This window comes from Cupriavidus sp. 8B (assembly GCF_054589115.1).
This window is the reverse complement of record NZ_BAAILO010000329.1, coordinates 52,933-73,258: the sequence shown is the minus strand read 5'-3', so window position 1 is coordinate 73,258 and position 20,326 is coordinate 52,933. Positions and strand designations below refer to the sequence as shown.

The 20,326-nt window shown below is 66.9% G+C and carries 17 protein-coding genes; 11 read left to right on the top strand and 6 right to left on the bottom strand.

Annotation, left to right across the window (positions count from 1 at the left end):
- Positions 1-2 precede the first annotated feature (2 nt).
- From hcaB to ACYP5B_RS33195, 8 genes are read left to right on the top strand one after another with little or no spacing between them, the layout of a single operon-like run.
- Positions 3-806, top strand: a complete 804-nt coding sequence (gene hcaB / locus ACYP5B_RS33230) for a 3-(cis-5,6-dihydroxycyclohexa-1,3-dien-1-yl)propanoate dehydrogenase (RefSeq protein ID WP_459572458.1) — start codon at positions 3-5, stop codon at positions 804-806.
- A gap of 33 nt (positions 807-839) precedes the next feature.
- Positions 840-1,901 (top strand): NAD(P)H-dependent flavin oxidoreductase, encoded by a 1,062-nt coding sequence (locus tag ACYP5B_RS33225; protein ID WP_459572457.1) that lies wholly within the window; start codon positions 840-842, stop codon positions 1,899-1,901.
- Positions 1,902-1,955: 54 nt separating this feature from the next.
- Positions 1,956-2,744, top strand: coding sequence for a 2-keto-4-pentenoate hydratase (locus ACYP5B_RS33220; RefSeq protein WP_459572456.1), 789 nt, complete (start codon positions 1,956-1,958; stop codon positions 2,742-2,744).
- A gap of 41 nt (positions 2,745-2,785) precedes the next feature.
- Positions 2,786-3,934 (top strand): ABC transporter substrate-binding protein, encoded by a 1,149-nt coding sequence (locus tag ACYP5B_RS33215; protein ID WP_459572455.1) that lies wholly within the window; start codon positions 2,786-2,788, stop codon positions 3,932-3,934.
- Complete coding sequence (locus tag ACYP5B_RS33210) at positions 3,916-5,829, top strand: feruloyl-CoA synthase (protein ID WP_459572454.1); 1,914 nt, start codon at positions 3,916-3,918, stop codon at positions 5,827-5,829. The genes ACYP5B_RS33215 and ACYP5B_RS33210 overlap by 19 nt, the downstream gene beginning before the upstream one ends.
- Positions 5,830-5,840: 11 nt before the next feature.
- Positions 5,841-6,797: an acetaldehyde dehydrogenase (acetylating) gene (locus ACYP5B_RS33205; RefSeq protein ID WP_459572453.1), complete on the top strand. Its 957-nt coding sequence runs from the start codon at positions 5,841-5,843 to the stop codon at positions 6,795-6,797.
- A gap of 35 nt (positions 6,798-6,832) precedes the next feature.
- Positions 6,833-7,870: a 4-hydroxy-2-oxovalerate aldolase gene (dmpG, locus tag ACYP5B_RS33200; RefSeq protein ID WP_459572452.1), complete on the top strand. Its 1,038-nt coding sequence runs from the start codon at positions 6,833-6,835 to the stop codon at positions 7,868-7,870.
- Positions 7,854-8,909 carry an FAD-binding oxidoreductase gene (locus ACYP5B_RS33195; protein WP_459572450.1) on the top strand — a complete coding sequence of 352 codons (1,056 nt, stop codon included), beginning with the start codon at positions 7,854-7,856 and terminating at the stop codon, positions 8,907-8,909. The genes dmpG and ACYP5B_RS33195 overlap by 17 nt, the downstream gene beginning before the upstream one ends.
- Before the next feature lie 220 nt (positions 8,910-9,129).
- On the opposite strand, the gene ACYP5B_RS33190 is transcribed toward ACYP5B_RS33195, so the two are convergent.
- Both ACYP5B_RS33190 and ACYP5B_RS33185 read right to left on the bottom strand, forming a co-directional pair.
- Positions 9,130-10,437 (bottom strand): NAD(P)/FAD-dependent oxidoreductase, encoded by a 1,308-nt coding sequence (locus tag ACYP5B_RS33190; RefSeq protein WP_459572449.1) that lies wholly within the window; start codon positions 10,435-10,437, stop codon positions 9,130-9,132.
- Positions 10,434-11,066, bottom strand: a complete 633-nt coding sequence (locus ACYP5B_RS33185; RefSeq protein WP_400103655.1) for an HAD family hydrolase — start codon at positions 11,064-11,066, stop codon at positions 10,434-10,436. The genes ACYP5B_RS33190 and ACYP5B_RS33185 overlap by 4 nt, the downstream gene beginning before the upstream one ends.
- Before the next feature lie 125 nt (positions 11,067-11,191).
- On the opposite strand from ACYP5B_RS33185, the gene ACYP5B_RS33180 reads away from it, so the two are divergent.
- Positions 11,192-12,190, top strand: coding sequence for a LysR family transcriptional regulator (locus ACYP5B_RS33180; RefSeq protein ID WP_318237104.1), 999 nt, complete (start codon positions 11,192-11,194; stop codon positions 12,188-12,190).
- A gap of 473 nt (positions 12,191-12,663) precedes the next feature.
- Here the strand turns inward: ACYP5B_RS33180 and ACYP5B_RS33175 are convergent, their stop codons facing one another.
- The 4 genes from ACYP5B_RS33175 to ACYP5B_RS33160 form a co-directional block, all read right to left on the bottom strand.
- Positions 12,664-13,587 (bottom strand): HpcH/HpaI aldolase/citrate lyase family protein, encoded by a 924-nt coding sequence (locus ACYP5B_RS33175; protein ID WP_459572448.1) that lies wholly within the window; start codon positions 13,585-13,587, stop codon positions 12,664-12,666.
- Positions 13,584-14,240: an RraA family protein gene (locus ACYP5B_RS33170; protein WP_459572447.1), complete on the bottom strand. Its 657-nt coding sequence runs from the start codon at positions 14,238-14,240 to the stop codon at positions 13,584-13,586. Before ACYP5B_RS33170 ends, ACYP5B_RS33175 begins: the two co-directional genes overlap by 4 nt.
- A 9-nt stretch (positions 14,241-14,249) precedes the next feature.
- Positions 14,250-15,611: an MFS transporter gene (locus ACYP5B_RS33165; protein WP_400101644.1), complete on the bottom strand. Its 1,362-nt coding sequence runs from the start codon at positions 15,609-15,611 to the stop codon at positions 14,250-14,252.
- Positions 15,612-16,004: 393 nt separating this feature from the next.
- Positions 16,005-16,754: a FadR/GntR family transcriptional regulator gene (locus tag ACYP5B_RS33160; protein WP_318237100.1), complete on the bottom strand. Its 750-nt coding sequence runs from the start codon at positions 16,752-16,754 to the stop codon at positions 16,005-16,007.
- Between the two features lie 476 nt (positions 16,755-17,230).
- Here ACYP5B_RS33160 and gabT point away from each other — a divergent pair, with 476 nt between their 5' ends.
- On the top strand, positions 17,231-18,493 hold the full coding sequence (gene gabT / locus ACYP5B_RS33155) for a 4-aminobutyrate--2-oxoglutarate transaminase (protein ID WP_459572446.1): 1,263 nt from the start codon (positions 17,231-17,233) through the stop codon (positions 18,491-18,493).
- Positions 18,494-18,597: 104 nt separating this feature from the next.
- Positions 18,598-20,325 (top strand): thiamine pyrophosphate-binding protein, encoded by a 1,728-nt coding sequence (locus ACYP5B_RS33150; protein WP_459572444.1) that lies wholly within the window; start codon positions 18,598-18,600, stop codon positions 20,323-20,325.
- The last annotated feature ends 1 nt before the right edge of the window (position 20,326 follow it).

The window sequence follows — 20,326 nt, the reverse complement described above, 5'->3', positions numbered from 1 at the left end:
TCATGGGCTGGCTCGATAACGATGTGGCATTGGTGACCGGTGCCAACTCAGGCATTGGCCTGGCGGTCACGCGCAGGTTTCTTGCCGAGGGCGCGGCCGGTGTCGGCGTGCTGGTGCGCAATGCGCAGAGCGCGGACGCCATGCGGGCCGAGTTTGGCGATCGCGTGGCGATCACCGTGGGCGACGTGCGCTCGGAAGACGCCAACGCGCAGGCGGTGCAAGCCACCGTCAAGGCCTTCGGAAAGCTCGACACCCTGGTTGGCAATGCCGGGGTATGGGATCACTTCGCCACGTTGCGCAAGCTGGAGCCAGGCGTGGTCAGCGCGACCTTCCGGGAGGTGTTCGACGTCAACGTGCTGGGCTACCTGCTGGCCGCCCACGCCGCCGCGCCCGCACTGCGCGAGAGCCGCGGCAGCATGATCTTCACGCTGTCGAATGCCAGTTTCTATGCCGGCGGCGGCGGCCCGGTCTACGTAGCCTCCAAGCATGCCTGCGTGGGCCTGATCCGGCAACTTGCGTTTGAGCTGGCGCCTGAGATACGCGTGAACGGCGTGGCGCCCGGCGGCACGGTGACGCCGCTGAAGGGCCCGGAATCCCTTGGCAAGCAGGAGACCAGGCTATCGGAAATCCCCGGCTTCTCGGACACCGTGGCCAACGCGGTGCCACTGGGCTTCATCGCCCAGCCGGAGGACCACACCGGGCATTACGTGCTGCTGGCCTCGCGCACCAATTCCCCGGCCACCACGGCCGCCATCCTGCAAAGCGACGGCGGCTGGGAAGTCCGCGGGCGGCCCGGCCGGCGCTAGCCGGACATCCTCAGACAGGCAGGAACAGAAAAGATGAACGCCCCCAACGCATCACCGAACACATCACCCAACGCATCACCTGGCTCCTCGCACGCCGCCGTGCGAAAGGTCTTTGCCAAAGCACGCTTGCCGGTCATGGGCGCGCCCATGTTCCTGGTCTCCGGCCCGGAACTGGTGAGCGCCAGCCTCAAGGCCGGCATCGTCGGCACCTACGCGGCCCCGAACGCGCGCAACCTTGCCGCGCTCGATGCCGCGCTGGCCCGCATCGCAGCCGAGGCCGCCCACCACCCGCAAGTGCCGTGGGCGCTGAACATGATCGTGCACAGCAGCTATGACCGCTTCGATGCGGAAATGGAGCTGGTGGAAAGGTATCGCCCCGGCATCGTCACCACGGCGCTGGGCAGCCCGCGCCGTGTGCTGGAGCGCGTGCACGGCTACGGCGGGCTGGTGATGGCGGATGTCATCTCGCCGGCGCTGGCCCGCAAGGCGATCGACGCTGGCGTGGACGGCCTGGTGCTGGTCACCAGCGGCGCCGGTGGCCACACCGGCACCTATCACCCCTTCGCCTTCCTGGCGGAAGTCCGCCGCTTCTGGGACGGTCCCATCGGTTTGGCGGGCGCCATTTCCAGCGGCGCCGAGATCCGGGCCGCGCAACTGCTGGGCGCCGATTTCGTGGTGGTCGGCACCCGCCTGATCGCCACGCGCGAGAGCATGGCCGCGCCCGCCTATCGGGACATGCTGGTGGCCAGCAGCATGGAAGACCTGGTGCAGTCCACAGCCGTTTCGGGCGTGATGGCGAACTGGCTCAAGCCGACCGTGGCGGCGGCGGGCTTCACCCCGGACAAGCTCAAGGAGGAAAAGAAGATCGACTTCTCCGGCGACATTGCTTCGGCACCGAAGGCGTGGCGGGACGTGTGGTCGGCGGGCCATGGCGTTGGCGCCATCGAAGCCGTCGGCTCGGTCGAGGATGTCGTCACTGCGCTGGCTGACAGCTATGCCGCTTGCCTGGCCGGGGAAGCGGAGCAGGTCCTGCAACTCCTGCCGAGATATCGCCGCGGATCCGCGACAGCCGCGGAACGTCTCGCCGCCGCCTAGCGCGGCGAACGGGCAGATGACAACCAGACAACAGGCATCACGAGGTCGACAACGATGAAAGACACCCCCATCCAGCAAGCCGCCGACGCCCTGTACCAAGCCCGGCGCGAGCGCAGCCCCATCGCCAGGGTCTCCGAGGCCTTCGGCATCGACGGACTGGAAGCGGCCTACGCCGTCGCCGCCACCAACACCGCCCGCGCGCTGGCCGAAGGCCGTGCCTTCAGCGGCAAGAAGATCGGCCTGACGTCCAAAGCCGTGCAGGCGCAGCTCGGCGTGGACCAGCCGGATTTTGGCGTGTTGTTCGCCGATATGGAGTTCCTGTCAGGCGCGGCGATTCCCTCGGGCTCGCTGATCCAGCCAAAGGCGGAAGGGGAGGTGGCCTTCGTCATCGGCCGCGACCTCGACCTTGACGACGAGACCCTTACCTGGGGGCGTTTCCTTCGTGCCATCGAATTTGCCTTGCCCGCCATCGAGATCGTCGACAGCGCGATCCAGGATTGGAAGATCACGCTGGTCGATACGGTGGCGGACAACGCCTCCTGCGGGCTCTACGTGCTCGGCACCGATCCGAAGCGCGTGACCGACCTGGCGCTGGCCGGTTGCGCGATGCGTTTCACCCGCAATGCCGAGCCGGCTTCGGAGGGCAACGGCGCCGCCTGCCTGGGCCATCCGCTGCATGCCGCCTGGTGGCTGGCCCGCACCATGACCGAGATGGGCGAGCCGCTGCGCGCTGGCGATGTCGTGCTCTCGGGCGCGCTTGGGCCCATGTTCAAGATAGGCCGTGGCGACGCACTGCATCTGGAGATCGAAGGGCTGGGGCAGGTGCGCTGCCACGTGGATTGACGCTAACGCCCGTCGCAAGAACGGGCAACCAGGAGACTGCAATGCAAATCAAGTACGCTGCGATCGCGGCGGGGATCGCCATGTCCATGTGGGCTGCTACGGCACCCGCGCAAACCACCGAGGTGACCATCGGCGTCACGGTATCCGCGACCGGCCCCGGCGCGTCGCTGGGCATCCCCGAGAAGCAGGCCATCGCGATGCTGCCGAAGACGCTGGGCGGAAAGCCGGTGCGCTACATCGTCCTTGACGACGCCACCGACCCCTCCGCCGCCTCGAAGAACGCGCGCCGGCTGATCCAGGAAGAGAAGGCGGACGCCATCATCGGCTCGTCCACCACGCCGGCCTGCCTGGCGGTCGCGGCCGTGGCCGCGGAAGGCAAGACGCCATCCATTGGCCTGTGCCCCTTCGTGCCCAAGCCCGAGCTGATGAGCTGGGCCTTCTCGCTGCCGCAATCGGTGGCGGTGATGTCGACGGCCCTGGTCGAGGACATGAAGGCCCGCAAGTTCGCCACCCTGGGTTTCGTCGGCTATAACGACTCCTACGGCGAAGCCTGGCTCAAGGACATCCAGCCGCGCGCGCAATCCGCCGGCATCCGCGTCTCGGCGGTCGAGCGCTTCGCGCGCACCGATCAATCCGTGGCCGGGCAGACCATCAAGCTGCTGGCCGCCAAGCCCGACGCGGTGATCGTCGTGGGCAGCGGCACGCCAGCCGCGCTGCCGATGGCGACCTTGCGCGAGCGCGGCTTCAAGGGCGCGATCTACCAGACGCACGGCGTCGCCAACAACGACTTCCTGCGCGTGGGCGGCAAGTCCGCCGAGGGCGTGGTCCTGCCCGCCGGCGTCTTGCTGGTGGCGGAACAACTGCCGGCGGACCATCCCAGCAAGGCGGTGGCGACCGAGTTCGTCAAGCGCTACGAGGCAAAGTACGGCGCGGGCTCGCGTGATCTCTTCGCGGCCTATGCCTATGATGCCTACCTGGTGCTGGAGCGCGCCGTGGCCACCGCCGCCAGGACGGCGCAGCCGGGCACGCCGGGCTTCCGGCAGGCGCTGCGCGACGCGATCGAGGGCACGACCGACCTGCCCGGCGCACATGGTGTGATCAACATCAGCAAGACCGATCATTCCGGCTACGACGCGCGCGGCCGCATCCTGGTCAAGGTGCAGGAGGGCACATGGAAGCTAGCCAAGTGATCCACATGCCCGCCACCGCCTCTCACGCCTCTAACGCCTCTAACGCCTCGAGCCGCCGCGCCGCCGGACCCGATGCCGGCCTTCGGCTGGCAGAGCCTAGCATCCTGCGGACCGACCTGCCCGATGGCAGCTTTGTCCTGCGCTCCTCGGTACCGCTGGAAGATTTCGATCGCTGCGTCGGCGATTGGCTCGTACGATGGGCGGCCAAGGAGCCTTCGCGCGTCTTCCTGGCGGAGCGCCGGGATTCGGGCTGGCATACCATCAGCTACGGCGAGGCGCATGCCACGGTCCGCGACATCGGCCAGGCGTTGCTGGATCTCGATATTCGCCCGGAAGATCCGGTGGTCGCGCTGTCGGACAACAGCGTGAACCTGGCGCTGCTGTCGCTGGCGGCCATGCACGTGGGACTGCGCATCGCCGTGGTGTCATCGGCCTATACCAGGATGAGCCGCGATCACGGGAAGCTGCACGCCATCCTCGCCAGCCTGCATCCCGGCCTGGTCTACGCGGAGGACGCTGCCGTGTACGGAGCGGCGATTCGGGGCGCGGGCCTTTCGTGTCCCGTGGTCTATACGCAGGGCGCCGCCGGCGGCGAGTTGCCGTTCTCCGCGCTGTGCGCGGCCAGCGCCGGGCCCGGCATGGACGAGGCGTTCCGCGGCATCACGGGTGCCACCATTGCCCGCATCCTGCTGACTTCCGGCTCCACGGGGGCGCCCAAGCTGGTGCCGAACACGCACCAGATGCTGTGCGCCAACCAGCAGATGATCGCGCAGTGCTGGCCATTCGTCGATGAAACGCATCCCGTGGTGCTCGACTGGCTGCCGTGGAGCCATACCTTCGGCGCCAACCACAACTTCAACCTGGTGCTGCGCAACGGCGGCGCTCTTTACATCGACGACGGCCGCCCGGCGCCAGGCCTGATCGAGCGGACCATCGAGGGAATCCGCCAGGTTCGCCCGACGCTGTTCTTCAATGTGCCCAAGGGCTATGACGCGCTGCTGCCCTACCTGGAGGCGGACGAAGCCCTGGCCACGGCACTGTTCGAACGGCTGGACATGCTGTTCTTTGCCGCCGCGGCGCTGCCGCAGAAGACGGCGGACCGCCTGCGCGCGGTGGCGCGTGGCGCGCGGCAACAATCGTTGTTCTTCACGACGGAGTGGGGCTCGACGGAGACCTCGCCGGTGGTGACCAGCGCGCATTTCTCGTCCTCGGACACGCGCAACATCGGCGTGCCCGTCCCCGGCGTGGAGCTGAAGTTCGTGCAGTGCCAGGACAAGCACGAACTGCGGGTGCGGGGGCCGTCGATCTTCCCGGGCTATCTCGGTGACGAGGAGAAGACGCGCGCCGCGTTTGATGAGCAAGGCTTCTACCGCATGGGCGATGCGGGCCGGCTCGCCGATCCGGCCGACCCGAACAGCGGCGTCATCTTCGATGGCCGGGTGTCCGAAGACTTCAAGCTGACGACAGGCACCTGGGTATCTGTTGGCGCGTTGCGCGTGCGTGCGGTCTCGGCGATGTCGCCCTATGCGCTGGATGTCGTCGTGACCGGTCACGATCGCGATGAGGTAGGCCTGCTGGTGTTTCCGAGCGCGAAGCTGCGCAGCCTGGCCAACGACCAGGACGGCACGCTTTGCGGCAAGTCGCTGGGGTTGGTGCCGGCGGTGAGGCGAGCGCTTGGCGCCGTGCTGGCCGACCTCTGCCGTGGCGCGGGGTCTTCCCAGCGGCCGGCGCGTGCGGTGCTGCTGTCCACAGCGCCAGCCATCGAGCAGGGCGAAATCACCGACAAGGGCTACATCAACCAGCGTGCGGTACTGACGCTGCGCGCCAGCGATGTGGACCGCCTGTATTCGGACTGCCAGTCCGTGATCTATCCAAACAGAAAGTCTCAGGGCTAACGGAAGCAATCATGACCCAAACACTGAAGGCCGCGATCATCGGCTCCGGCAATATCGGCACGGACCTGATGATCAAGATCCTGCGCCATGGCAAACACCTCGAAATGGGCGTAATGGTCGGCATCGACCCCGCCTCGGATGGCCTTGCGCGCGCAGCCCGGCTTGGCGTTGCCACGTGCGCCACGGGCGTGGCTGGCCTGGTCGACATGCCGGCGTTCGCCAATATCGACATCGTCTTCGATGCCACCTCGGCCGGCGCCCATATCGAGAACGACAAGCTGTTGCGCACGCGCAAGCCCGGCATTCGCGTGGTCGACCTGACGCCGGCCGCCATCGGGCCGTATTGCGTCCCCGTGGTCAACCTCGACGCCAACCTCGATGGCCGCAACGTCAACATGGTCACCTGTGGCGGGCAGGCCACCATTCCCATCGTCGCGGCCGTTGCCTCGGTGGCACGGGTCCACTACGCGGAGATCGTGGCATCGATCTCCAGCAAATCGGCTGGACCGGGAACCCGCGCCAATATCGACGAGTTCACGGAAACCACCTCCCGTGCGCTGGAGGTAGTGGGCGGCGCCCGCAAGGGCAAGGCCATCATCGTGCTCAATCCCGCGGAGCCGCCGCTGTTGATGCGCGACACGGTGTACACGCTGTCGGCTCTGGCGGACACCGCGCGCATCGAGGCCGCGGTGGAGGCCATGGTGGCTCGCGTCAACGCCTATGTGCCCGGATACCGGCTCAAGCAACGGGTGCAGTTCGAGCAGTTCGATGAAAGCCAGCCGCTGAATATCCCGGGTGTCGGGCGCATGGGCGGGCTGAAGACGTCGGTCTTCCTCGAAGTAGAGGGTGCCGCCCACTATCTGCCCGCCTATGCCGGCAACCTCGACATCATGACTTCGGCCGCGCTGGCGACCGCCGAGCGACTCGCGCAGCGCGACCTTGCCGCCACCGAGGCGGTCATCGCGTGACGAACCCAAGCCCAGGACAAAGCCCAGGACAAAAGATGGAAACCAAGCTCTATATCTCCGACGTGACGCTGCGGGACGGCTCGCACGCCATCCGCCACCAGTACAGCATCGCGCAGGTCAAGGCCATTGCCCGTGCGCTGGACGAGGCAAACGTCGACTCAATCGAAGTCGCCCACGGTGACGGCCTGCAAGGGTCCTCGTTCAACTACGGATTCGGCGCGCATAGCGACGTCGAGTGGATTGCCGCCGCCGCCGAATCGGTGACCCGCGCCAAGATTGCTACCTTGCTGCTGCCGGGCATCGGCACCACTCATGACCTGCGCGCGGCCTACGATGCCGGGGCGCGCGTGGTTCGGGTGGCAACACATAGTACCGAGGCGGACATCTCCCGGCAGCATATCGAGTATGCGCGCGAGCTCGGCATGGATACGGTGGGCTTCCTGATGATGAGCCACATGACCACGCCGCAGGCGCTCGCCCGGCAAGCCAAACTGATGGAGAGCTACGGGGCGACCTGCATCTACGTGGTCGACTCCGGCGGCGCACTGACCATGAACGACGTGCGCGACCGCTTTCGCGCCTTCAAGGACGTACTCGATCCCGCCACGCAGACCGGCATGCATGCGCACCACAACCTCAGCCTGGGCGTGGCCAACTCCATCGTCGCGGTCGAGGAAGGCTGCAACCGGATCGACGCCAGCCTGGCCGGCATGGGCGCGGGCGCGGGCAATGCGCCGTTGGAAGTCTTCATCGCCGCGGCCGAGCGCCAGGGCTGGTCGCATGGCTGCGACCTCTACAAGCTGATGGACGCCGCCGACGACCTGGTGCGCCCTTTGCAGGATCGTCCGGTCCGGGTTGACCGTGAGACGCTTGCCCTGGGCTACGCGGGTGTGTATTCGAGCTTCCTGCGGCATGCGGAGACGGCGGCAGCCCAGTATGACCTGAAGACGGTCGACATCCTGGTCGAACTCGGCAAGCGCCGCATGGTGGGCGGGCAGGAGGACATGATCGTGGACGTCGCCCTGGATCTGAAAGCACGGCAACCGGAAGGTCGAGATGGCGCCCGACGCTGAAGCGCAGCTGGCAAGGCCCGAAGACGAGGCCGGACCGTCGGTGATGCTGACCATCGCGCCAGCGGGTGTCCAGTTGCGCTGTGCTCCAGGCGCGTCGCTGCTGGATACGGCCGTGTCGCAAGGTTTTTTCCCGAAGCACAGTTGCCGCCGGGGCGAGTGCAATTCGTGCGAGGCACGCGTGATCGCCGGGAAGGTTGCCTATCCCGCCGGCTTCATCCCGGAAGGGGTGCGCCCGGGGCACTGCCTGACCTGCGTGGCGCGTCCGGTCACCGATGTCACCATCGAGGCGCCGGAGGTCTCCGCGATTCCGGGCCGGCGGGTGGTGCAAGCGCCGGCGCGGGTGGCGCAGGTGCGCCGGGTGAGCGCGGACGTGGCCATCGTGTCGTTGCACGTGCAGGGAGGGACGGATTTCTCGTTTTCGCCCGGCCAGTATATGGACGTGATCCTGCGCGACGGCACCCGGCGCAGCTACTCCATGGCAAACGCGCCCGATACGCAAGGCACCCTCGAATGGCATGTCCGCGCGATGCCCGGCGGGCGGTTCTCGCCGCATGTGTACGAGAAGCTGAAGCCAAGGGATGTGCTGCGGCTGGAAGGGCCCTTCGGCGCGTTTGCCCTGCAGGATTCCGATGCCCCGGTCATCCTGCTGGCATCCGGCACGGGGTACGCGCCAATTGCCTCGTTCATGCGTAGCCACCACGAGGCGCTCGCAAGACGGGGCGCCACGCTTTACTGGGGAGGGCGGCGCAAGGAAGACCTCTACGCCTATGAGGAAGCGGCGCTATGGGCGACTTTGGGCGAGCGCCTCCGGTTCGTTCCCGTATTGTCCGAACCGGATGGCCCGTGGACAGGACGGACTGGCTTCGTGCACGAGGCAGTAGCGTGCGACTTCCCGGATCTCTCGGCGCACGAGGTGTACGCCTGTGGAAATCCGCTGATGGTGGATGCAGCCAGCCATGTGCTGACGCGCGACAACGGATTGGTTCCTGCGAGGTTCCACAGCGACGCGTTCATCACGGCAATCAAGCCAGCGCGATAGCCTGCGCGCTGTTCGCCACGGAAGGTGCGGTCGGGCTTCGCACAAGACAAAAGAACATAGATAGCCGCCACGCGAGAGGAAAGCAGGAACCTCCGCGAAGAGCGGCATCTGGAGGAGACACAATGGATTCGACCATCGCGATCCAGTTGCCTTCGGGGCGCTCCCCCTGGTTGCCTTTCCGCATCCTTCGGGGCCGGATTCATCGGCCGCCGCGCCATCCTCAATGCAGCCGCGTCCCCGCGGCCAGCAAACGTTCCAGCCCCTGGGCCAGCGTCATGCCCAGCGCGCGTCCCCAGCCGTGGATGGCGAGCACGTGCCGGCGATAGACGGCATGGTGGAGCAGGGCGGCGAGGCGGCCTTCGATATGCCAGCAGCTGTCCTTGCCAGGCGCAGCCAGGTTGGCGATGGTGCGGCTTCCCGCCAGCGAGACCAGCGAGCCATAGTCGCGGTAGCGGAACCCCTCGATGGGCTTGCCGGCCAGGCGCCGTGGCAGCGCCTGCGAAAGATACAGCGCTTGCTGATAGGCAACCTGCGCGCGCGTCGGGAGTTCCGCTTCGAGATCCTGGGGCCGGCAGCTCGCGCAGTCCCCGATCGCGTAGATATGCTCGTCCTCGACGCTCTGCAGGGTGGGCAGCACGCGGATCTGCCCTTTGGCATTCACCGGTAGCCCGAAGCTGGCCAGCATGCCCGGCGCGGCAATGCCGGCCGCCCACACCACGACGTCCGCCTGCATGGGTGGCTGCCCCGCAATGGTCAGGCCGCTCTCGCTGACGGAGGTCACGCGGGCGCTGCACTGCACATGGATGCTCAGCCGCGCGAGCTGCTCGCCGACGCGATCCGCAATCCGGGTTCCCAGGCCGGGGAGAACGCCGGCGGAGGCCTCGATCAGGCAGATTTCCACCCCCTTTACCGGGTCGAGCCGGTGGATGCCATAGCGATTGAGCACGCTGGAGGTGCGACGCAACTGCGCTGCAAGCTGCACACCCGTCGCACCCGCGCCGACGATGGCTACCCGGACCTTTCCCGTGGGCGCTTGCGGTTGGGCATCAGCCTGCGCGGTCCGGCGGCGCAAGGCGGTGAACACACGGTCGCGCACCTGCTCCGCGCTGCTCACGCTGTCCAGCGTCAGGGCGTGTTCACGCGCGCCGGGCACGCCGAAGTACTGCGTCACGCCGCCAACGGCTAGCACGAGCTTGTCGTAGCCGATCGACTGGACCTGTCCGTCCTCGCCATGCCCTGTGCCGGCAAGGGCCACGCAGATGGTGCGGTTGATGCGGTCCACCGCTTGCAGATCGCCCTGCACGTAGCGGAACCCGTGGCGCTCGGCCTGCAGCGCGAAAGACGTATGGTGAACCACGGGCTCGAGCCTGCCCGCGGCCACTTCATGCAGCAAGGGCTTCCACAGGTGCGTGGAGCTGCGGTCGACCAGCACGATCTCGGCTTGCCCTCGCTTGCCCAGCCGCCTGGCGAGACGGGTGGCTACCTGCAGTCCGGCGGCGCCGCCGCCAACGATCACAATGGTTGTCATGGGAAGCTCCGGGGTTGTTGTCTTGTTGCCGCGTGCGCATCCGGTTGCCGCTGGCCGGCCACGCTGCATTCCAGCGCGTGGAAGTCCGGCCAGACGGCATCCGGGGAGCCGCACAGCACGGTCGATCCGCCTGCCTGGCGCGGCGCATCGTCATAGGCGGGCCGGACAGTGGCCGTATGCATGCCGACGGCCTGCGCGGCGCGCAGGCTGCTCTGCGTGGCACCGACCAGCAAGGCGCGGTGCGCCGGCACGTCGGCCGTGTGCAGGATCAGCCGGTAGAGTTCGATCTCGGTTTCCCGGGGAGACAGCGCATCCGCCGTGGCGATGACCGCAAAGCGATCCATCCAGTCAGGCCCGATGGCGCCATCGAGCAAGACCCGCAGCTTGCGCGAAGAGATGGGCGCGGCAAGCGCCAGCCGCACGCCGTCCAGCTCCGCGCTGCGCATGAGCTGCAGCGCCTGGCCACGGATCCGGATTGACTGGCCGGCACGCGCTTCGGTGCAGGCATCCTCATGCCAGCGGAGCAGGGCGTCGCGTTCTCGTGGTGCTGCGTCGAAGCCGGACTTGCGCGGATCGTCCGCGCGGATGAGCACATCGTCCAAGGTAAGCACCAGCAATTCAAGCGACATTTCCCGTCTCCATATGCACTGCGTTTCGATACGCGGACGCGATTGCGTTTCCGGTCAGGGCACTATAAGGTAGCCGCTTCATATTGAAAAATTGGTTTATAAAACCGACCGATAGGTTTTCTACTATGAATCGCACCACCACCTTCCGGCAGCTCAATGCCATCGACGCCATTGCCCGCCTGGGGGGCGTTTCCCGCGCGGCGGAGGAGTTGCACATCACGCAGCCAACGGTTTCGCTGCAGCTCAAATTGCTCGAAGAAGCGATCGGGGCGCCGCTGCTGCAGCGTGCGGGCAGGGGCACGCAGCTCACGCCCGCGGGCGAGGTGATGGCGGGCTACGCCGGGCAGATCCTGCGCCTGTGGCGCGAAGCCACCGAGGAGGTGGCGGCGCTCAAGGGCAACCTGGCCGGCACGCTGCGGGTCGGCGCCATCACGACGGCGGAGTACCTGCTGCCGTCGATGCTGGTGGCATTCACGGCGGACCAGCCCGACGTCAAGATCAAGCTCCATGTGGGCAACCGCGAGGAGATCTTGCGGATGCTGGCCATGCATGAGATCGACCTTGCCATCATTGGCCGGCCGCCCACGGATATCCGCACGCAGGCGACGCCGTTCGCCAAGCACCCCATGGCATTTATCGCGGCGCCGGACCATCCATTGATGGCGCGCCGCAATCTCACGCTGCAGGACCTGGTGGAGGAGAACCTGCTGGTGCGCGAGCGCGGCTCGGGCACGCGCAACACCGTGGAGCGTCTGTTCAGGGAGGCCGGCCTGCGGCTGCCGCTGGGTTCCGAGCTGTCCAGCAACGCGGCGATCAAGCGGATGGTGTCGGCAGGGCTGGGTGTTGCGTTTCTCTCCCTGCACGCCTGCACGCTGGAGTTCCAGGCAGGGCTGATCGGCCTGCTGCCGCTGCAGGGCAATCCCATCGAGCGCGACTGGTACGTGCTGAACCTGCCGGGGGTGCGCCTGCCGCGCGTGGCGGTTGCCTTCCGTGGCTACCTGGTGGAGCAAGGCCAGGCGGAAATCACCCGGCAGCTGGAGTCGTTTGATGTGATACTGCGCCGCCTGCACGCCCGCGCCCGGCGCCAGCGCAAGGCAACGCCTGGAGAGAGAGCGCGGCCATGAAGCGCCCTCTCCCCCAGCCCACAAGTGGGAGAGGGGAGTAAACCGGCGGGAATAGTGAACCATTCGGTGTAGCCGTGATTTCCGCCGCCTAGGCGGAAATCACCCACGCGCGATGCGAAGCGAGCCGTGGAGGTTTGAATCTCCCGTTATGCGACGAGGGGTCTTTCGCCGCATCCGGGTCGCCTTCTTTGCCTACTTTCTTGGCGAGACAAGAAAGTAGGTCGCCTCCCCGCAGGGGAGGTGAAACTGCCTTTGACTTTGACGTTAAGCCGTTGAATTTGCAGTGAAGCAGCACGGATGGTGAACAAGTAGGCATCCGACAAGCCAACGCCACATCCAACACCCGCCCTCTCCCCCCGCCCCACTCGACACGGTTGCTCATCCGCTGCGCGGGAGAGGGGAGCACGACAACGCAGTTCCGGCTTTGTCAGCGGTCTGGCTCGCCGCCTGGCGGGCACCCGCCGCTCCGGATCTCAGCTGCCGGGCGCAGGCCGCACCGTAGACGCAGCGGCCTGCGCCCATTGCACGAACCTGTCATGGCGCGATAGCAACCGGCGTGCCGTGTTGTAGTCCGGCGAATCGATGCGCGGGCCCTGCGCGGGCTTGCCGTCGCGCACCGCCTCATACCTGCCAACCACGTCTTGCGCTTGCGCGACTTGCTGCGCCGATGGTGTCAGCGCGGCGTGTATCGCGGCGACCTGATGCGGGAACACGGTGCATTTCGCCTTCAGCCCGATCCGCCGGGCCCAGGCGAGGTCCGCAGCCAGCGCCGCTGCATCCTGGTAGTTGAAGGGACAGTCGATCGGCACGCAGCCTGCCGCAATGCAGTCCACCAGGAAGCGCGCACGCACATGATGCAGCTCGACCCCGTCCGGGCCGCGTACGGCATCGAGATCCGCGCTCAGGTCTTCCGCCGCCAGCAGGCAGGCGCTGACGCGCGCGCTGGCCGACAGGATGGCTGCGGCGGCAACGATGCCCCGCGCGGACTCCAGCGTTGGCACGATCTCGGTCTGTCCATGCGGCAGGCCAAGCTCGCGTTCCATCGCTGTGATGTGCTGGTCGAGCGCCAGGATCTGCGCGCCCGACTCAGCGTGCGGCAGCAGGATCGCCGCGGGCGCGCCCGGCAGCACGCCGCGCAGGTCCTCCAGCCCATCGCCATCCAGCTTGTTGACGCGCACGGCGCCGACAATGCCGCGCGCCCGGCATTCGCCCATCAGGGCGACGATCCGCGCGCGCGCCGCCGGACGGTCCGTGGGGCTGGTGAACTCCTCCAGGTCGGCGACCACCACATCCGGGCCGCTCTCCAGCGCCGCATGCTGGCGCACGGGGTCCAGGCCGGGCACGAACAGCCAGCTGCGCCGGAGCTCCGGCGGCCGTCTTGTCGCTTGAGCGCTCATCGGGTTTCTCTTGTAGCGGGCGCGTGGCAGTTGCCCTGGAACAGCACGGCGCTGGCCGGCTCACCCGCCTGCAGCCGGGCGAGGATCGCCGGTTCGGCTGCATCGGAAGCCAGCGCCTCGCCGATGATGCCGGCGGCAACGTCCGGCGCCAGGAACAGCACGCCGTTGTCGTCCGCCAGCACGATGTCTCCCGGGTTGACGGTGACGCCGCCGCAGATGACGGGCTCATTGACGGCGCTGCCGCCGTCGTCGATGCGCTTGGTGGTCAGGACACTGGTGCCGCGAGCGAACACCGGCATCCCCATGGCGCGCAACTCCAGGATGTCCGTCACCACGCCGTCCACGATGATTCCCCTGGCGCCCGCGCACAAGGCCGCGGTGCCGGTGACGGCGCCAACGGGAGCATGCGCGTGGTCGCCGCAGGCGTCGATCACCAGCACGTCGCCGGCCGCGAGGCTGGCCAGCGCCCGGTTCACGGCAATGGCGTTGGGCGTGGCCAGGCGCAGCGTCACGGCACGGCCAACGACCTTCACGTTGGGCGCGAGCGCGCGAATCTCGTGGCTGGCAAAACCGTCTTCAAGGAAGTGCCCCAGCGTGGGGAAACTTACGCGTTCAAGCTGGCGCAGCAGCGCGGTGTCGAGTCTGGCTCGCATGATCGGCGCTCAGGACAGCGAGGTGGTGGCATCCACCCCGGAGGCCGACGCCGCCGGGGCATGCTTCCTGAGCGTCTCGGCCAGCAGCAACAGCGCAGCGGCGGAAATCAGCGCGGAGCCGATCATGTACCAGGCAACGGAAGAGCCGCGGCCCGTGGCGGACAGCAGCGCGGTGGTGATGATCGGCGTGGCGGCGCTCCCCAGCAGCCCGGACAGCATGTAGCTGATCGACAGGCCCGAGTAGCGCACCTTGGTGCCGAACAGCTCCGCCAGGAACGTGGCAATCGGGCCATAGTTGGCCGCGAAGGCGCTCATCATCAGCAGGTAGCCGAGCAGGGCGAACGAGAATACCTTGGTGTCCAGCAGCCAGAACAGCGGGAAGGCGAGCAGCGCCTCGGCGATGATGCCGCCGATGATCACGGGCTTGCGGCCCACCTTGTCGGACAGCAGGCCAAACAGCGGCAGCAGCACGACGCACAGCGCGCACGAGATCAGCGCGATCGTGAGCATCTGGTTGCGGGAGAAGCCTAGGGTCTGCGTGCCATACGTCAGCCCGAACGCCACGATCAGGTTGAAGGCCGTGCCGGTCGACATCGTCGCGATACCGCCCAGCAGGACTTGCTTCCACGATTTGGTCAGCACCTCCATCAGCGGAATCTTCACCTGCGCGGCGGTGGCCTTGACCTTGCTGAACGACGGCGTTTCCGAGGTGTTCAGGCGGATGTACATGCCTACGCCCACGAGCAATACGCTGGCCAGGAACGGAATGCGCCAGCCCCAGGACAGCAGTGCCTCATTCGATAGCACCGCATTGCAGAGCAGGAACGCCAGGTTGGCGATCAGCGTGCCGGCTGGCACGCCGATCTGCACCCACGATCCGTACAGGCCGCGCTTGTCCGCCGGGGCGTGTTCCACGGCCATCAGCACCGCGCCGCCCCACTCGCCGCCCAGGGCCAGGCCCTGTATCACGCGCAAGGTGAGCAGCAGGATGGGCGCCCAGATGCCGATCGAGCGGTAGTCCGGCAGCAGGCCGATGGCGAAGGTGGCCGAGCCCATCATGATGAGCGAGATCAGCAGCATGGACTTGCGCCCGACCTTGTCGCCGAAATGCCCGAACAGCGCAGCGCCGAGGATACGGGCGACATAGGCCGACGCGAAGGTGCCGAAGGCCAGCAGCGTGCCGGTGAGCGGGTCGAAGGCCGGGAAGAAGACCTTGTTGAAGACCAGGGCTGAAGCCGTGGCGAAGATGAACAGGTCGTACCACTCGACCGTGGTGCCGATGACGCTGGCCGCGGCAATCTTCTTCATGCTGCGAGGCGGTTGCCCGGCTTCAGGCTGGTGGGTGGGGGCGGGGGCGTGGTCGGGGTTCATGAGGCTTTCCAGTAATGCGGGCAGGCTTTGGCACGCGTGTGGGCTAGGGGGCCGATGCAGCGATGCGTCGTCGAAAGGGTGATGCGTTGATGGCTTTGTGTTCTGGTGGTCAGACCAATATAGCGTAGATGACCCAGAATTTGAACGTAATAGGTAGTTGCTCTAGGTCTGGTGGGCGGGTGGTCCGGCCTGTTGTGCCGAATTTCAGCACTTCAGCTTGGTTAACGCAAGCCACGTGCCAGCGAAAAAGTGACTAAATAACACTTTTCACCGAGGTCTGTGCGTGGGATTGGTGCGAATGTGGGCGGCTGGGGGAGCTGGAGTGGAGCCTGGCTTGCACCAGTGATGTGCGCCCGGGCCGGGTTGCCCGGACCAGGCGAGGGCCTGTATGGTCTACTCGGCGATGTCCTCGGACAAGCGCGACACGATCGCCAGCAGGTGGAACGACATGGCGTGGCGCGCCCGGATGGGGTCCCGGGCCACAATCGCACTGACGATGCGGTCGTGCTCCCCAACCGCCGCACGCCAGGCGGACGCATCCACGAAGTGCTTGTCGAGCCGCTTATACAGGGGGCTGGCCTCGCACAGATCCCAGACGTGCGTGACCACCGATGCCAGCGCCGCATTGCCGCAAGCATCGGCGATCGCCTGGTGGAAGGCCCGGTCATGCGCGAAGTCGCCAGCCTCCGGCGACTGATCGGGATTCATCTTCCGGTGCGCTTCTTCGATGGCGGCGATCTGCTCCGGGGTGCCTTGCTGGGCCGCCAGCGCGGCGCATTCCGGCTCGAACAGCGTGCGCGTCTCGATCAGCTCGAACGGGCTGGCTTCCAATGCCGCGCCCAGGCGGGCATCGATCTCGGCAGCCGGATCGGGCTCGGCGCCGTTGGCGGCCGCTTGCCCATTCTCCTTGGGTTCCAGCACGAACACGCCGCTGCCAACGCGCACCTCGATATAACCGCCGATCTCGAGAGCGATCAACGCTTCGCGCAATGTCGAGCGCGCCACGTTGAGCTGCTCGGCCAGCTCGCGCTCCGCGGGCAGGCGCTCACCGGGGGCAAACTCGCCGGCGCTGATTTTCTTGGCAATCTGGTCGGCGATCAGCCGGTAAAGGCGCTGTGCTGAAACCGCTTGAAGTAAGGACATGAGGGCAAGGCCGCTGCAAATTGACTGGTGGTCTGATCAATACAGCAAAACCCGGTGTCTGTTCAAGGGGCGCGGCGGGTTTCCCCCGGCTTTCTGGGGCGACGGCGGGAGTGGTCCGGCCAATATGGCGTCGCATCGGCAGCCCGGTGTCGGGCAGTTCCGCGGTTGAGGGCTCGGCTTTTCATCACATTGCAAGCGGGGGCTAGCGTAAAAGGTGGATCAATCGGCATCAACTGGACGGACCACCAGTCAAATAATCAAAAGGCTTGGCAATTTTTCGGCGAAAGCCATAGAATTGGTCCGGCCACCGGTTGAGTCGCAATGATAGTGACATGCAAAAGCGGCTTCAGCGCCATCCGGAGGGGCGCACTGGTCAGACCCGAAGCGCTTTCCCCCGATTTCCCGGTCGGCCCCTCATGGCGCCGACCGCCCGGATCCAGACAAGACAGCAAGACACCAATGCAATGGAGCATGTAATGAAGAACGCAGACCTGGTACGCCGCAAAGATGCCGCCACGCCCCGTGGCGTTGGTGTGATGTGCAACTTCTATGCCGAGCGCGCCGAGAACTCGGAGCTGTGGGATGTCGAAGGCAACCGCTACATCGACTTCGCGGCCGGCATCGCCGTGCTCAATACCGGTCACCGCCATCCGCGCCTGGTGCAAGCCATGCAGGCGCAGATGGAGCGCTTCACGCACACGGCCTACCAGATCGTTCCCTACACCAGCTACATCGAGCTGGCCGAGAAGATCAATGCTCGCGCGCCGGGCGCGTTCGCCAAGAAGACCGCGTTCTTCACCACCGGCGCCGAGGCCGTCGAGAATGCCATCAAGATCGCCCGTGCCGCCACCGGGCGCCCCGGCGTCATTGCCTTCTCCGGCGGCTTCCACGGCCGCACCATGATGGGCATGGCGCTGACTGGCAAGGTCGTGCCGTACAAGGTGGGGTTTGGCCCGTTCCCGGGCGATGTGTTCCACGCGCCGTACCCGTACGGCTTGCATGGCGTGAGCGTGCAGGATTCGATCAACGCCCTGCACCAGTTGTTCAAGGCGGATGTGGACCCGAAGCGGGTCGCGGCCATCATCTTCGAGCCGGTCCAGGGTGAGGGCGGTTTCAACGTAGCACCCGCCGAGTTCGTGCGCGCGCTGCGCGGCATCTGCGACGAGCACGGCATCCTGCTGGTTGCCGATGAAGTGCAGACCGGCTTCGGCCGCACCGGCAAGCTCTTCGCGATGGAGCACTACGACGTCACGCCGGACCTGACCACCATGGCCAAGAGCCTGGCTGGCGGCATGCCTTTGTCGGCCGTATGCGGCCGGGCCGAGATCATGGACGCGCCGGCCCCCGGCGGGCTGGGCGGCACCTATGCCGGCAACCCGCTGGCGGTGGCCTCGGCGCTGGCGGTGCTGGACGTGCTGGAGAGCGAGAATCTGATCGAGCGCGGCGCGGCGCTTGGCCAGCGGCTGCAGGACAAGCTCGATGGCCTGAAGTCGCGCGTGCCGGAGATCGGCGAAGTCCGCGGCGTGGGCGCGATGATTGCCGTGGAGTTCCGCAAGGCCGACGGCAGCCCCAATCCCGAATTTACCCGGCAGGTGCAAGACCGTGCGCTGGAGCGCGGCCTGCTGCTGCTGTCCTGCGGCGTGTACGGCAACGTGGTGCGCTTCCTGTTCCCGCTGACCATCCCGGACGCTGTGATGGAGGAAGGGCTGGGCATCCTGGAAGCCGCACTGCTGCAGTAATCGCCCGACCGCAAGCCCAAGCTCACAGACATCGCATTCAAGACATCGAAGGATCGCCGCGCATAAGCTGAAGCGGCGGCGATCGCACAACGGAATCCACGACCATGACCAAGCAATCGCCGCATGCATTGCCGGCGCGCCAAGAGCGCAACGGCGGCCAGATCCTCATCGACCAGCTGATTATCCAGGGCGTGAAACGCGTCTTCCTGGTGCCGGGCGAAAGCTACCTGCCTTGCATCGACGCGCTGTACGACCATCAGGACAAGATCCAGCCCATCGTCTGCCGGCAGGAAAGCGGCGCCGGCTACATGGCCGAGGCGCAAGGCAAGCTGACCGGCGAGCCCGGCATCTGCTTTGTCACGCGCGGGCCCGGCGCCACCAACGCCAGCATTGCCGTGCACACCGCCTACCAGGATTCGACCCCCATGATCCTGTTCGTCGGCCAGGTCGGCAACGATTTCTACGAGCGCGAAGCGTTCCAGGAGGTCGATTACCGCCGCATGTTTGGCCAGATGACCAAGTGGGTGGCGCAGATCGACCGTACCGAGCGCATTCCCGAATTCATCGCGCGCGCCTTCGCGGTGGCCACCAGCGGACGGCCCGGCCCGGTCGTGCTGGCGCTGCCCGAGGACACGCTGTGGGGCAAGGCCACGGTGGCCGATGTTCCGCGCTACCGGCGTGCCCACAGCGCGCCGACTCCTGGCGCCATGGCCTTGCTGGCCGAGCTGATCGAGCAGGCGGAGCGCCCGTTCCTGCTCGTCGGCGGGTCGGGCTGGACGCCGGAAGCCTCGCGGCAGATGGAAGGGTTTGCCGAGCGCTTCGCGCTGCCGGTCGGGGTGGCCTGGCGCCGGCTGGAGTGCTTCGACAATCATCATCCCAACTTTGCCGGCCACGTGGGCTGGGCCATGCCGGATTCGCTGCGCAAGCGCGTGCAGGAAAGCGATCTGCTGATCGCCGTGGGCACGCGCATGGGCGAGGCCACGAGCGAGGGCTACACGGTGGTGGAAAGCCCGCTGCCCAGGCAGCGCCTGGTCCATGTGTACCCGGACGCGAGCGAGCTTGGCCGCGTGTTTCATCCCACGCTGCCCATCGCCGCGGATGTGGTCTCGTTCGCCGCCGCCGTGAGCGAGCTCTCCCCATCGGGCCCCCCGGGGGCGCGCAACGCCGGGCACGACGCCCACCAGGTCTACCTGGCCGAGCAGGAACCCAACGCGGCGCCGGGCGCGCTCAACCTCAATGTGGCCGCGTGCCACGTCCGCGACAACGTGCCGCAGGACACCTGCATCACCGTGGGCGCGGGCAACTACGCGCTGTACCCGCATGCTTACTACCGCTTCAAGGGCGTAGGCACCAGCCTGGCGCCGACCGTGGGATCGATGGGCTACGGCCTGCCGGCAGCCATTGCCGCCAAGCTCGAGAACCCCGATCGCACCGTGATCTGCTATGCGGGCGATGGCTGCTTCCAGATGAACCTGCAGGAACTCGGCGTCGCCATGCAGTACCGGGTCGGCATCGTCGTGCTGGTGTTCAACAACGGCATCTGGGGCACCATCCGCGCGCACCAGGAGCGCGAGTTCCCTGGCCGCACCGTGGCCCTGGGCTTTGACAACCCGGAATTCAGCGAACTGATCCGCGCCTATCGCGGCTATGGCGAAGTCGTTTCCAGCGACGCCGAATTCGGTCCCGCCTTTGCCCGCGCGCTGGCGTTTGCCAACAGCGAGCAACTGCCGGCCTTGCTGGAGCTGCGCTACGACGCGGACGGCATTGCGCCGGGCATGACCTTGTCGCAGATCCGCTCGGACGCATTGGCCCGGCAAGCGGACGCAAAGTAAT